This is a genomic window from Dactylosporangium aurantiacum, from assembly GCF_000716715.1.
GTDB lineage: Bacteria > Actinomycetota > Actinomycetes > Mycobacteriales > Micromonosporaceae > Dactylosporangium > Dactylosporangium aurantiacum.
In genome coordinates this window covers 82,733-96,411 of the sequence record NZ_JNYJ01000038.1, presented here as the reverse complement: position 1 = coordinate 96,411, position 13,679 = coordinate 82,733, and the positions used below count along the sequence as shown (strand labels likewise).

11 protein-coding genes and 1 riboswitch are annotated in these 13,679 nt (G+C 73.2%); of the genes, 4 read left to right on the top strand and 7 right to left on the bottom strand.

Going from position 1 to position 13,679, the window contains the following annotated elements:
- Positions 1 to 82 precede the first annotated feature (82 nt).
- From OP18_RS35455 to OP18_RS58835, 3 genes are all read right to left on the bottom strand, one after another.
- On the bottom strand, positions 83 to 1,648 hold the full coding sequence (locus OP18_RS35455) for an MDR family MFS transporter (protein WP_033363497.1): 1,566 nt from the start codon (positions 1,646 to 1,648) through the stop codon (positions 83 to 85).
- On the bottom strand, positions 1,645 to 2,151 hold the full coding sequence (locus tag OP18_RS35450; RefSeq protein WP_052387807.1) for a MarR family winged helix-turn-helix transcriptional regulator: 507 nt from the start codon (positions 2,149 to 2,151) through the stop codon (positions 1,645 to 1,647). Before OP18_RS35450 ends, OP18_RS35455 begins: the two co-directional genes overlap by 4 nt.
- Before the next feature lie 223 nt (positions 2,152 to 2,374).
- Entirely contained in the window at positions 2,375 to 2,764 is a 390-nt protein-coding gene (locus tag OP18_RS58835; RefSeq protein WP_033363621.1) for a GntR family transcriptional regulator, read from the bottom strand.
- A gap of 286 nt (positions 2,765 to 3,050) precedes the next feature.
- On the opposite strand from OP18_RS58835, the gene OP18_RS58830 reads away from it, so the two are divergent.
- Positions 3,051 to 3,287, top strand: a complete 237-nt coding sequence (locus tag OP18_RS58830; protein WP_033363496.1) for a hypothetical protein — start codon at positions 3,051 to 3,053, stop codon at positions 3,285 to 3,287.
- Positions 3,288 to 3,819: 532 nt separating this feature from the next.
- On the opposite strand, the gene OP18_RS35435 is transcribed toward OP18_RS58830, so the two are convergent.
- Positions 3,820 to 5,322 (bottom strand): hypothetical protein, encoded by a 1,503-nt coding sequence (locus tag OP18_RS35435; RefSeq protein WP_033363495.1) that lies wholly within the window; start codon positions 5,320 to 5,322, stop codon positions 3,820 to 3,822.
- A gap of 310 nt (positions 5,323 to 5,632) precedes the next feature.
- Between OP18_RS35435 and OP18_RS35430 the strand changes: the two genes are divergently transcribed.
- Positions 5,633 to 6,466 (top strand): PSP1 domain-containing protein, encoded by an 834-nt coding sequence (locus OP18_RS35430; protein WP_033363494.1) that lies wholly within the window; start codon positions 5,633 to 5,635, stop codon positions 6,464 to 6,466.
- A 13-nt stretch (positions 6,467 to 6,479) separates the two neighbouring features.
- On the opposite strand, the gene OP18_RS35425 is transcribed toward OP18_RS35430, so the two are convergent.
- Positions 6,480 to 7,727 carry an aminotransferase class V-fold PLP-dependent enzyme gene (locus OP18_RS35425; RefSeq protein ID WP_033363493.1) on the bottom strand — a complete coding sequence of 416 codons (1,248 nt, stop codon included), beginning with the start codon at positions 7,725 to 7,727 and terminating at the stop codon, positions 6,480 to 6,482.
- Between the two features lie 12 nt (positions 7,728 to 7,739).
- Positions 7,740 to 7,855, bottom strand: a riboswitch (SAM riboswitch).
- A gap of 32 nt (positions 7,856 to 7,887) precedes the next feature.
- On the opposite strand from OP18_RS35425, the gene OP18_RS51535 reads away from it, so the two are divergent.
- On the top strand, positions 7,888 to 9,531 hold the full coding sequence (locus OP18_RS51535) for a PrsW family intramembrane metalloprotease (protein WP_052387805.1): 1,644 nt from the start codon (positions 7,888 to 7,890) through the stop codon (positions 9,529 to 9,531).
- Here the strand turns inward: OP18_RS51535 and OP18_RS35415 are convergent.
- On the bottom strand, positions 9,522 to 9,842 hold the full coding sequence (locus OP18_RS35415) for a GroES family chaperonin (RefSeq protein ID WP_033363620.1): 321 nt from the start codon (positions 9,840 to 9,842) through the stop codon (positions 9,522 to 9,524). The genes OP18_RS51535 and OP18_RS35415 overlap by 10 nt on opposite strands.
- A 148-nt stretch (positions 9,843 to 9,990) precedes the next feature.
- Here OP18_RS35415 and OP18_RS35410 point away from each other — a divergent pair, with 148 nt between their 5' ends.
- Entirely contained in the window at positions 9,991 to 11,247 is a 1,257-nt protein-coding gene (locus OP18_RS35410) for an AI-2E family transporter (protein ID WP_033363492.1), read from the top strand.
- A 413-nt stretch (positions 11,248 to 11,660) separates the two neighbouring features.
- On the opposite strand, the gene OP18_RS35405 is transcribed toward OP18_RS35410, so the two are convergent.
- Positions 11,661 to 13,646, bottom strand: a complete 1,986-nt coding sequence (locus OP18_RS35405) for an ATP-dependent DNA helicase (RefSeq protein WP_081971402.1) — start codon at positions 13,644 to 13,646, stop codon at positions 11,661 to 11,663.
- Positions 13,647 to 13,679: the final 33 nt, after the last annotated feature.

Sequence of the window (13,679 nt, the reverse complement as noted above, 5' to 3'; positions counted from 1 at the left end):
CTAATGTGCCCTGGCTCACAACGGAACCCCGGAGCTACTGGTGAGTAGCTCCGGGGTTCCTGAGTGCTCTTCGAGCGTCCGGTCAGAACGCCGCGGCCTTGGCCTCCATCTCGGCGGCGGCGTCCTCCTCGCTCGCCGCCTCGGCCGGCGCGGTGCCGCCCTGCAGCGGCCTGTCCGGCAGCGCGATCGTGATCACGGTGCCGACGAACGCGACGACCGCCGCGGCGAGGAACACCGGGTGCAGCGCGTTGACGAACACGTGCTCGACCGCGGCGAGGATCTGCGGCGGCAGCTTGCGGACCTCGGCCGGGGCGTTGATCGACACGCCGGCCATGCCGCTGCCGCTCATCTGCTCCGACAGCTTGCTGTTCATGACCGCACCGAGCGCGGCGACGCCGACCGAGCCGCCCAGCGAGCGGAAGAACGTGGCCGCGCTGGTGCCCGCGCCCATGTCGCGCAGGTCGAGCGCGTTCTGCACGGCGAGGATCAGCGGCTGCATCGCCATGCCGAGCCCGACGCCGATCACCGTCATGTAGATGAACGCCTGCCACAGCGGCGTGTCGACCTGCAGCGTGGTGAACAGCAGCAGCCCGCCGCCCATGATGACGGTGCCGGCGACCGGGAACCACTTGTACCGGCCGATCCTGCTGATCACCCGGCCGGCCACGATCGACGTCACGATCACGCCCGCCATCATCGGCAGCATCAGCAGGCCGGAACGGGTCGGCGAGGCGCCCTTGACGATCTGCAGGTACAGCGGGACATAGATGATCGAGCCGAACATCGCGAAGCCCAGGATGAACGTCGCGGTGTTGGCCAGGGAGAACGTCGCCCGCTTGAACAGCCGCAGCGGCAGGATCGGCTCCTCGGCGCGCCCCTCGGCGACGATGAACAGCGCGGTCAGCACCGCGCCCGCGGCGAGCAGGCCGAGGATGGTGGGGGAGCCCCACGCGTACTCGTTGCCGCCCCACGACAGCGCCAGCAGCCACGAGCTGACCGCCGCCACCATGAGCGTCGCGCCCAGGTAGTCGATCCTGTGGTCGCGGCGGGTGTGCGGCACCAGCCGCAGGACCCGGCTGCACACGTACAGCGCGAACACGCCCAGCGGCACGTTGATGTAGAAGATCCAGCGCCAGTCCGTCTCGGCGAAGTAGCCGCCGACGAGCGGCCCGGCCACCGACGAGATGCCGAACACCGCGCCGAAGAGGCCCTGGTACCGGGCCCGCTCCCGGGGCGCGACGACGTCCGACACGATGGTGAACGCGAGCGTCATGAGACCGCCGGCGCCGATGCCCTGCAGCGCGCGGGTCGCGATCAGCTGGGTCATGTTCTGCGACATGCCGGCCAGCAGCGAGCCGACCAGGAACGTCGAGATGGCGAACAGCAGCACCGGCCGGCGCCCGTACAGGTCGCTGATCTTGCCGTACAGCGGGGTCGACGCGGTCGACGCGAGCAGGTACGCCGTGACGACCCACGAGTAGTGGTCCAGCCCACCGAGCTCACCGACGATGGTCGGCAGTGCGGTGCCCACGATGGTCTGGTCGAGCGCGGCCAGCAGCATCCCGGTCATGAGGCCACCCATCAGCAGCATGATCTGCCGATGGGCGAGTTGCGGCCGGGCCTGTTCCGGCGGCGCGACGGTGGTCATCGAGCGTCCCTTTCGGAGGTGGTGCCTTTTTCGGTGCTGGGCAACCTTTCGGCGAGCGATTGGTTGAGTTGCGTGAAGAGTGCGGCGAAGATCTGGCGCTCCTCGGGCGTCCACCCGGCGAGCAACTCCTGCCAGATGGCGATCCAGCGGGCCCGGTTCTCCTCGAACACGTCCCGCCCGAGGTCGGTGACCTCCACCAGGCTCGCCCGGCGATCGGTCGGATCCGTCGCGCGACGCACCAGCCCCGCCGCCTCCAGGGCACCGATCTGCCGGCTGACCGTCGACAGGTCCAGCGCGACGTCGGTGGCCAGGGCCGACAGCCGGAACGGCCCGTCGACCGCGATCCGGCTCAGCAGCATGTACGCCGGCCGCTCGAGCCCCCGCCCCGCGTCACTCCACTTGAGCGTGGCGAAGAGCCGCTCCGACAGGCGGATGAACCGCCCCACCTGCCGCCCGATGGCGGCATGCTCGGCATGCTCGGCCTGCTCGGCGTCCTCGTCCACGGCCCCTCGTCCTCTGCGCACAGATACTTGCTTGGCACAAGCATCGGTTCGCGGGGCGGAGTTCGCCAAGTCAATTACGGGTGATCCGTGTTACTGCCGCGGGCACGCCGGTGGGGTTGCTTTCCCGCGCGTCGCCTGGGCACGGCGTCTTACTGACCGCGCTCACGCGGCGTCTTGCTGGCGGCGCTCACGCGGTGCCTTGCTGCGGCGCTTACGCGGTGCCTTACTCGCGGCCGAACTCGAAGCGGTCCGCGGGGTACGTCTTGTCGCCCACCACCAGCACGGGCACCCCGTCACCGAGGCCGTGCTCCTTCTTCTCCTGCGGAGTGGGCATGCGCGCCCACACGACCTCGCCCTGGTGCAACCAGATCCGCTCGCGCGGCGCGTTCGTCCGCACGCGGCTGCGGTAGCCCCGCTTGCTCTCGACGAGCCCTTCACTGCGCAGATAGGCCATGGCGTCGCGGATCGTGTCCCGGCCGACGTCATACTCCTCGGCCAGATACTTCTCCGAGGGCAACAGGCTCCCCGGAGCCATCTCACCACTGACGATCTTCTGCCGGATCGCGTCCGCAACCTGCAGATAGAGTGCCAGGCCCGAACTCCGGGAGATCATGACCGCGACCATATGAAGGCCAATCGGCAACAGAGATTGTGGCCTTATGGCTACTACTGCTAATGTTGGCGCCAGGCGCGGGACCGGGCTGGGCGGTCCGGTTTCGCGCCACCCAGTCCGGGGTGCGGCGCCGTCCCACGACGCTGCGAGCCGCACGGCGTCGCACCCCATCCAGAACCCGGCACAGCACCCTTTCCCTGCTGTTCCCGCTGTTCCGGGGGTGTAACACCCCTTCTCCTGGAGTCCCGCTTCCCCGGTGCATCCGGCAGGCCGATCGGAGCCAACCATGGACGACGAACTCTTCCCCATCGTCACCCTCGACCTGCGCGCCATCCGCACCGTCATCACCGAAGACGAAGGCGACCCCATCCTCCTGGTCGACGACGGCGACGTGCAGATCGAGTTCGGCTCCGGCCTCTGCGGCACCTGGGAACAGGCCATCCTCGGCGCCGAACGCATCGCCACCGCCGCCGGACAGTTCGCCGCCGAACTCCGCCGCCAGCACGCCCCCGTGGCCGCCTGACCAAGCCCCCGTCATTACCTGGCGTCGCCTGCCCCCTTGGCGTCGCCTGCCCCCTTGGCGTTGCCTGCCCCCTTGGCGTTGCCTGCCCATCTGGGCGTCGCCTGGCCATCTGGCGTCGCCTCGCCACCCTCGCCGGATCGCAGCCAGCCCCCGCCGCTGACATCGGCCGCCCACCCGCGCGCCGAGTTTCGCCACCCACTGCTGAGCCCGCCGCTGCCCCAACCCGGCCGCGGGCCCTCGCCATCCACCCCTGCGCAGCGCCCCAAGGGCGTCGGGCCGGCTCTCACCGCCCGGCCGCTCTCACCACCACCCGGCCGTCTCCCTGGCGGCCAGCGCCCGGCGGCGCCCTGCCGCCGAAGCGCCCCGTCCCCACCAGCATCGCGGTGGCCACGCCCCAGCGCAAACCACTGTCCCCAGCCTGTGGATAACCTCCCGAGTTATCCACAGGCTGTTATCCACAGCCCCGCCACCAGCAAAAACAGCGCCGCCCGGGCAGTCCGCGAACGGACTGCACGGGCGGCGAAGGGGTCTCTCAGGCCGCCCTGCGGCGCGCCAGGATCTGCAGGAGCCGGCCCCCGACAACCAGCAGGACGCCACCGCCGAGCATCAGGGCCACGTTGCTTCCCGTGACGGGAAGGCCGGTGCCACCGCCGCTGGTGCTGCCGCCGCCGGTGCCGCCCGTACCGCCGCCGCCGCCGTGGTGACCGTAGCCGTCGTCGTCATCGTCGTCGTCCGGCCCGTAGCCGCCGTCGGAGTCCGACGGCGTGGTGGTCGAGCCGGGCCCGGCCGGGGCCTTGGGCGCCGCGGCGGCGGTCTCCAGCGTGCATACGCCCAGGTCGATCAGCGCCGTCTGGTCCGCCGGGCCGGAGCCGCCGTGGCCGTACCCGCCGGTGGACTTCCACGTGGAGCGGGAGATCAGCTTGACCCGCACCGACGCGGCCTTCGCGTACACGCCGGTGGAGCTGAACTGCTTCTCGACCGCGCCGAGCTCGACCCGCAGCACCACCACCCGCGCCGGCGTCGAGGAGGACGACGACTCGGTGGGAGGAGTGGCGCCGAGCAGGCCACCCACGGCCGGCAGGCCGGGCAGCGCACCCAGCACGCCGTTGAGGTCCACGCCCGGCACGACCGCGGCCGCGCCGCCCACCGTGCCGGACAGCGCGCCGGTGACGCCGGTCAGCAGCTCCAGCAGCGGCAGGCCGCCCAGCAGCGGGAGGTTCTCGGTGCGGGCCAGGTCCGCGGCGGCCTCGGTGCTCGCCGCGTCGACCGGCACCACCACGTCGACGTGCGAGCCCGCCGACGACACCCGGGTCGGCGCCTGGCCGGGGACGGTGATCTCCAGGACGGGAGCGGTGTAGTCGACCGTCTTCGTGGCGCCGGCCAGCACGCGCAGCGACGGCGGGCTGACCACGCGGACCCCGATGGTGGAGGGGCCGTGGTCGAGGAGCTTGAAGTCGGCGATGCCGCCGGTGGCGGCGGCGGTCGCGGCGGGCCGGCCACCCGCCGAGCCGACACCGGTGACCGTGGCGCTCTCGACGGCGTTGATCCGCAGCAGCGCCCGGCCGTCGCGGCCCGGCAGCACGGTCAGCCCGGCCAGCGTGGCCGACGACGCGGCGCGCGGGCCGTCGGCGGTGGTGCAACGCCCGGCGTCCTTCCACGACGCCTGGGCGCGCAGGCCGCCGGCGCCGAGCCGCAGCGCGCCGAGGTCGACGCCGGCGACGTTCACGGTGTCGGGCTGGTCGTGGGAGGGCGGCGCCTGCTGGTACGCCCGCGGCCCGAGCACCCCGGCCGGCAGGTCGCCGCTGCTGCGGAGGTAACGGGCGTCGGCGGCGGCCCGCAGCGCACCACCGGCGACACCCGAATGGGTGGTCGCCACCCGCAGCTCGGGCAGGACCGTGTTGGACAGGCCGGCGGCACGCAGGTCGATGCGCCCCAGCGCGAGGGTACTGCTGGCGGCGGTGGCACCGAAGCCCTCCGGGCAGGCCGCGTCGGCCGGTGCCGCCCCCGCCGGTGCCGCTAACGCGACCGGGCTCAACGCTGCGACCAGCGCCGTTGCGGCGAGGGCGGCAAAGGTCCGGGCTGTTTTCGGGCATGCGGAAGCAACAGGAGACGTCATGCTTGAGGTCCTCCGAGACCGGGAGTACGGGGGTGGCTCGCCGGGGGGCGTGCCACTGCTGCCCCCAACGAGCCCTTTCCGGCCGGAGTTACGGCCCGTTTTGCGGGCTCATCCGCACTAGTAACGACGAAGTAGTTGGAATAGCTACGGGGTACACCAAAATGGACTTTCCAGGGCGATAGCCGCAGGGCATATGGAACTGGCAGTGACCCGCGTTACTGTGCAACCCATGGGCATGCTGTGCGCGGTGAGCTTCAATCGCTACGGGCGGCTGTTCTATTTCGACCCGGGTGAGTTCCGCCCGGGCGTGGGGGACCGGGTGCTGGTCCCGACCGACGACGGCCCCGAGGTCGCCGAGTGCGTCTGGGCCGCGCAGTGGGTGAGCGAGGACACCGACGGCTTCCCGCGCCTGGTCGCGATGGCCGCCGACGAGGACCTGCGCCGCGACGAGCTGCTGCGCAAGCGCAAGGCCGAGGCCAAGGTGGCGGCGAAGAAGCTGATCCGCGACCACGAGCTGCCGATGAAGGTCGTCGCGGTGGACCACGTGCTGGACCAGTCCGGCGGCCAGGGCGCCCGGACCACGATCTACTTCACCGCACCCCATCGGGTGGATTTCCGGTCGCTGGTACGGGACCTGGGCGCCACCCTGCACTGCCGGGTGGAGCTGCGCCAGCTCTCGGCGCGCGACTCGGCCCGCGTGCAGGGCGGCATCGGATCGTGCGGCCGTGACCTGTGCTGCGCGACGTTCCTCAACGACTTCGAGCCGGTCACCATCCGCATGGCGAAGGACCAGGACCTGCCGCTCAACCCGCTGCGCATCTCCGGCGCCTGCGGCCGGCTGATGTGCTGCCTGAAGTACGAGCATCCCTTGTACCAGCAGTTCCAGGCCACCGCCCCGGCCGTCGGCACCCGGGTGTCCACACCGGACGGTGAGGGCCGGGTCGTCGGGCACAGCGTGCCGCGCGACTCCGTCACCGTCCGGATGGACGCCGACGGGTCGCGCTGTTCGTGCAGCCGGGCTTCGGTGTGCGGTTCGCGGCAGGCGTACGAGGAGCGCTACTGACGCCGGCCGCGGCTCAGCGGCGCCGCAGCGCGTCGAGCAGCCGGTCGATGTGCGCCTCGGTCGTGCCGAGCCCGAAACTGGCCCGCACCGCCTGAGCCGGCACCGGCGCGGACCGGTCGAGCCGGGCCGTCGCCTCCGCCAGCAGCCGCCGGGTCAGCGGGTGCGCGCAGAACAGCCCGGTCCGCACCCCGATGCCGTGGTCCCGGCCGAGCCTGGTGGCCAGCTCGCCGGGGTCCTCGCCGAGCACCGCGAACGACACGATCCCGACCCGCTCGGCGTCGGGGCCGAACAGCCGCAGCTCCTCCACGTGCGGCAGCTCGGCCAGCCCGGCCCGCAGCCGGGCGACGAGCGCCCGCTCGGCCTGCTCGCGATGCCCCTCGGCGGCGAGGGCCCGGCACGCGGCGGCGAGCGCGACCGCGCCCAGCAGGTTGGGGGTGCCCGCCTCGTGCCGCGCCGGGCCGGTGGCCCACCGCACGCCGATGCCCCGGTCCGGCCCGCCGATGCTGACGCCGCCGTCGACGGCGCAGCTGCCGTCCACGTTGGCGCTGGCCCCGCCGCCGGCCAGGTACGGCTCGGCCGCGTCCAGCCAGTCGGCGCGGCCGGCGAGGACCCCGGCGCCGAACGGCGCGTACAGCTTGTGGCCGGAGAACGCGACGTAGTCCGCGCCGAGCGCCGTCAGGTCGACCGGCGCGTGCGGGGCGAGCTGCGCCGCGTCGACCGCGATCCGGGCACCGTGGCGGTGCGCCACCTCGGCCAGCGCGGCGACGGGCCAGACCTCGCCGGTCACGTTGCTCGCCGCGGTCACGCTGACCAGGCCGTGCCGCTGCCGGCGCAGGGCCCGCTCCAGCGCCGCGACGGCCTCCTGCGGCGAGCGCGGCGCCTCCAGGTGCACCGTGCGCCGCCACGGCAGCAGGTTCGCGTGGTGCTCGGCGTCGAACGTGACCACCGTCGAGTCCGGCGGCACCGCCCTGGCCAGCAGGTTCAGTGCGTCGGTGGTGTTGCGGGTGAAAATGACGGTGTCGCCGTCGCGGCCGCCGAGGAAGTCCGCGACGGTCTCCCTGGCCTGCTCGTACTCCCGGGTGCACCGCTCGGACAGGGCACCGGCACCGCGGTGGACGCTGCCGTAGAACGGCAGGAGCTCGGCGACGGTGTCGGCGACGACCCGCAGGCACGGGGCGGTCGCGGCGACGTCGAGGTTGGCGAAGTCGACGCTGCGACCGTCGCGCAGCTTCACATCACCGGGGGACAGGATCGTGGACATGGCAGAGTCCTCCGCTCGCGCTTGCCCGGCACGCCGCGTGCCGGACCGTGTCATCACCCGGGGCACCCCGCCGCGAACGCGAGGGTTGCCGGCCAGCAAGCCGGGGCTGTGCGCTGGCACTCATGACCTGCGCTCACGATATCGCGGATAAGGTTGCTCCATGACCGCACTCCCGCCGGGTGGGACGCCGACGGATCCCGGCAACCCCGATGCCGTCACGCCACCGGCGTCCGGGCCCGGTGGCCCGTCCGCGCAGCCGGGCGCGGATGCCGTGCCGGCGCCGCCAGCAGCGCAGCGGTCGCCCTGGGCCGGGCCGCTGGCCGGCTCGGCGGCGGGGGACGGCCCGGTCGGGCTGGGCAAGCCGTCGGTGCAGGACTGGCACGCCGCCAGTGCCGAGGTCGTGCCGAACGTCACAGAGGACTCCGCGCCCGACACCGGCGAGCAGCGGTACCCGACCGCCGCCCTCGCCCTGGCCGCCGCGCCGCCCGCCAAGCGCTCCGACCGCCGCCGGCTCCTGACGCTCATCGGCGTCATGGGCGGCATCGCGGCCTGCGGCGTGGCGCTGCTGGCGTTCTTCGGGTTCAGCGGCGGATGGACCGCGCTCGTCATCGGGGTCGCCGCCGCGGTCATCCCCGTGCCGTTGCTGGTCTTCTGTTTCCTGTGGCTCGACCGGTACGAGCCGGAGCCCATCCGGTATCTCGTCTTCGTCTTCGGCTGGGGCGCCTGCGTGGCCACCGCCGTCGCGCTGGTGGTCAACACCGCCGGCGGGGTGCTCGCGGACCGGCTCGGCCTGTCGGAGGCGATCGTCGCGGTGCTGGTGGCGCCGCTCATCGAGGAGAGCATGAAGGCCCTCGGGCCGATCCTGCTGTTCTGGCGGCGGCCGCGGGCGTTCTCCGGCCTGATCGACGGCATCGTCTACTGCGGACTGTCCGCGACCGGCTTCGCGATGGTCGAGAACATCCTGTACCTCGGCTTCAAGGGCTACGCCGACACCGCCGAGGAGGCCGGCCCGGTCAACGGCGCGGTCGCCCTCGTCGCCATCTTCGTGGTGCGCATCCTGATGACCGGCTTCGCGCACCCGCTCTTCACGTCCATGACCGGCATCGGGCTCGGCATCGCGTCGCGCAGCTCGACGAAGGCCGTGCGCTGGCTCGCCCCGATCGCCGGGCTGCTGCTCGCGATGCTGCTGCACGGGTCGTGGAACGCCATGTCCGTCATCGCGTCCGCGAGCGCCTGGGTGCTGCTGTACGGCTACTTCGCCGTCATGATGCCGATCTTCCTGTGCATGGTCGGCTTCGCCCTGTGGCAGCGGTCCAACGAGGGCAAGCTCACCGAGCGGATGCTCACCGAGTACTCGCGGGCCGGCTGGTTCTCCCCGCCGGAGGTGGCCGCGCTCGGCACGCTCGGCCGGCGGCTGTCCGCCCGCCGCTGGGCCAAGCGGGTCGCCGGCGACCCGGGCGCCAAGGCGATGCGGGCGTTCCAGTTCGACGCGACGAAGCTCGCCCTGCTCCGCGACGGCCTGCACCGCGGCCTGGACACCACACCGGCCCGCCGCATGGAGGCGCTCGCCGAGGAGCGGCAGCTGCTCACCGCGCTCGCCGCGTACCGGCAGGTCTTCGTCGGCCGCGATCCTCAGGCGCCGCACGCGGTGTGGGACGGCAGCCGGTATCACATCACCTTCCCGGACGGGATGGTCCGGGTGCTCGCCGCCCCGCCCACCCCCGTCGTGCCGGTGCCGGTCGTGGTGCCGCCGCCCCCGCCGCCCGTGCCGATGTACGCCGGCTACCCGTACCCCTACAGGTAGAGACCGGTCGAGTCCGGCTCGACCCGGCGGGCCGCGACGGCGTGCACGTCACGCTCGCGCAGCAGCACGTAGTCGCGGCCCTGCAGCTCCACCTCGGACCGGTCCTCGGGGTCGAACAGCACCCGGTCGCCGGACACGATCGAGCGCACGCTGGGCCCCACCCCGACCGCCGTCGCCCACGACAGGCGCCGCCCGACCGACGCCGTCGCCGGGATGACGATGCCGGACGCGTGCCGGCGCTCACCCTCGGCTCCCTCGAGCCGGACAAGGACCCGGTCGTGCAGCAACCGGATCGGCAGACCCTCGTCCACGTCGGACGCGGCGGGCTGGGTGGTGGCCGTCGGGTAACCGGCGGCTGGCTGGGCTGTCACGGTTGCGACGCTACCGCCTGGGTACGTGCCATCGCCGCGGGACCCGGACTACGGTGAAGACTCCGCTGGCGATGTCGAAGGGGGTTCCGTGGGCCGGTTCGATCAGGTGCGGATCAACCTCCGCCGGGCGTACGAGCAACGCCTCGAAAAGGCCCGCCTCGAACGCGAGGCCGCCGCGGCCACCCCGCCCGTGCTGGAGGAAGCCCCACCGCCCCCGCCGCCGCCCCCGCTCGACCCCGGTCACCCGTCGACGATGAGCCGCGACGACGCCGAGATCCCGCGCGGCCTGCGCCTGACCGCCGCCTGGTCGTGGCGGCTGCTGGTGCTCGTCGCCGCCCTCGCGGTGTTGTTGTGGCTGGTCGGCCGGCTGCGCACCGTGCTCATCCCGCTGAGCATCGCGCTGCTGCTGTCCGCGCTGCTCGCGCCGATGATGGGCTTCCTGCGCCGCCGCGTGCGGCTGCCACCGTCCCTGGCCGCGTTCCTCGTGCTCATCACCGGCCTGGCCGCCGTCGCCGGCGTGCTCACCCTCGTCGTCACCGAGTTCGTCGACGGCTTCCCGGCCCTGGCCGACAAGGCCTCCGACGGCGTCAACCAGATCCAGGACTGGCTCACCACCGGCCCCCTGCACCTCAACGGCAGCCAGCTCGACGCCACCTTCGACGCCGCGACCAACTGGCTCAACGACAACCGCGGCACCCTCACCGACAGCGCCGTGTCGACCGCCACCGCCACCATCGAGTTCTTCGCCCTGCTCCTGCTGGTGCTCTTCGTCACGTTCTTCTTCATGCGTGACGGCCACCGCATCTGGCTCTTCCTCACCGGTGTCCTGCCCACCCCGGCCCGGGACCCGATCCGCCGCGCCGGCGAGGCCGCCTGGCACACCCTGGTCGCCTACGTCCGCGCCACGGTGCTGGTCGCCTTCATCGACGCCCTCGGCATCGGCCTGCTGCTGGTCATCATCGACGTGGACTTCTGGTTCCCCCTGGCCACCATGGTCTTCCTGGCCGCCTTCGTCCCCATCATCGGCGCCACCGTCTCCGGCGCCGTCGCCGTCCTGGTCGCCCTCGTCGACGAAGGCCCCATCAGCGCCCTCGTCGTCCTCATCGGCGTCATCGCCGTCCAGCAACTCGAGGGCCACGTCCTGCAGCCCCTGATCATGGGCCGCGCCGTGTCGGTGCACCCGCTCGCCGTCATCGTCGCCATCTCCACCGGCGTCGTCCTCGCCGGCATCATCGGCGCCCTGGTCGCGGTGCCCCTGGTCGCCGTGCTGAACACCGGCATCCGCCACCTGGTCCAGAACCGCAACGAACCCCCACCCGACTCGGTCATCATCTCCGCTGACTGACCCCGCGGGAGCCGGCGCCGCAGGAGAGGTCGAGCGCCCGGCCGCGGCGCCCGGCAGGACGGCGCGTGCTCCGATGGTGCGGCCCGCACGGCGGTCGAACCTGTGGCTCGGCCTCATGGCGAGGCCGCGTCGGGGCTGATGTCGAAGTTCGCGACCGTCCAGGCGAGACTGCGGTCCGGTGGTGGTCGCGGTCCGAGGTAGCTGCCGCCTGGCGCGGTCGTGGCGCCGATCTCGCCGCATCGTCGGGCGGCCGGTGCCCGTGTCCCGACTCCTGCCGCCCTGCTGCGGTCCGCTGTCACGACCGGTCCGACGGGGCGGCCGCCGTCCCGAAGACGCGCCGTTGGCGACAGCCGCCTCGAGACAGCCGGCGTCCGCGGCCGGGCGGTCAGGGCCGGGCGGTCAGGGCCGGGCGCTCACGTGGCGGACAGGCGGCGGAGGGCGCCGCGGACCAGGTCGGGCTTGGTGGTGTACCAGAACGGGGGCAGGGAGGCGCGCAGGTAGGGGCCGTAGCCGCGGGCCGTCTCCAGGCGGGAGTCCAGGACGGCCACGACGCCCTTGTCGGTGCGGGCCCGGATCAGCCGGCCGACGCCCTGGGCCAGGCGCACCGCGGCGATCGGCACGCTGACGGCGGCGAAGCCCGAGCCGCCGGAGGCGTCGACGGCGGCGGAGCGGGCGGCGGCGAGGGGCTCGTCCGGGCGGGGGAAGGGGAGGCGGTCGATGATGACGAGCTGGCAGGCGTCGCCGGGCACGTCGACGCCCTGCCAGAGGGACATGACGCCGAGCAGGCAGCTGTTGCGGTCGTCGCGGAACTTGCGCACGAGGATGGGCAGGGACTCCTCGCCCTGCAGGAGGATCGTGATGCCCGGGGCGCGGGCGCGCAGCACCTCGGCGGCGCGCTCGGCGGCCTTGCGGGACGAGAAGAGGCCCAGGGTCCGGCCGCCGAGGGCCTGGACGAGCTCGACCATCTCGGTGGCCGCGGCGTCGGACAGGCCCGAGGTCTGCGGGCGGGGCAGGTGCGCGGCGACATAGAGGATGCCCTGCTTGGCATAGTCGAACGGGGATCCGACGTCCAGCGAGCTCCATGCCAGGTCCGCCTCGTCGCGGGCGGCGGCGGCGCGCACGACCGCCTCGCGGGCCGCCTCGGCGGGGGAGGCGCCGGTGGCGAGGGCCGGCGACGGGGTGGTGACGGGCAGGCCGAGGGAGCGGGCCACGGTGTCGAACTGGCCGCCGAGAGCGAGGGTCGCCGACGTGGCCACGACCGTGCGCTCGTGGAACAGGTGGGTGTTGAGGGTGCCGGCGACCGACAGGGGCGCGACGACCACCGCGCGGCGGCCCCGGTCGTCGCGCTCGATCCAGGTGACGTCGTGCTCGGAGCCGGACAGGATGCGCTGGGCGATCTTCGTGAGGTCGCCGACCATCGTCTTGGCCTGCTGCTTGCGGACCGGGTCGGCGTCGTCGGCCTTGACCTCCCCGATGGCGTCGAGCGCCTTGCGGCCGCCGCCGTCGAGCAGGGTGAGGGCCTCGCCGAGCACGGGAGGCAGGCCGCCGGTGATGCGGCCGGCGGGGGCGTCGGCGAGCGCGACGGTGAGCGTGTCGCCGGCCTCCATGAGCCGGTCGGCGACGTCGTCGTCGACGTAGGAGCGGCAGCGGCGGGCGGCCCGCTCCAGCAGCTCCGGGGTCAGCTCGGCCTGCGAGGCGGAGCTGACGCGGTCGGCGAGCTCGTGCGCCTCGTCGACGACGAGCAGCTTGTGCGGCGGGATGATCATGCGACCGCTGAGCATGTCGACGGCGAGGAGGCTGTGGTTGGTGACGACGATGTCGGCCTCCCGGGCCCGGGCCCGGGACGCCTCGGCGAAGCACTCGGCGCCATAGGGGCAGCGGGCCGCGCCGACGCACTCCCGCGCCGGCATCGACACGAGCTTCCACGCCGAGTCGTCGACGCCCGGGTCGAGCTCGTCACGGTCGCCGGTGTCGGTCTCCATCGCCCAGTCGCGGAGGCGCTCGATGTGCTTGCCGAGCCGTCCGGCCTCGCCGAGCCACCGGGTGGGCTTCGCCTCACCGACGTCGAAGAGGCCGTCGTCGGGCTCCTCCGCCGACGTGCCCTCCAGGCGGGCCAGGCAGAGATAGTGGTGGCGGCCCTTGAGCACGGCGAACGTCGGGCGCCGCTTCAGCAGCGGCTCCACCGCGTCGGCGAGCCGGGGCAGGTCGTGGTCGACGAGCTGCGACTGCAGGGCGAGCGTGGCGGTCGACACCACTACCGGGCCGTCGACCAGCAGCGACGGCACGAGATAGGCCAGCGACTTGCCGGTGCCGGTGCCGGCCTGCACGAGCAGGTGCTCCTCCCGCTCGACCGCCGTGGCGATCGCCTCGGCCATCTTCTGCTGCCCGGGCCGCTCCATGCCGCCGGGCACCGCCCCGACGGCGGCGGCGAG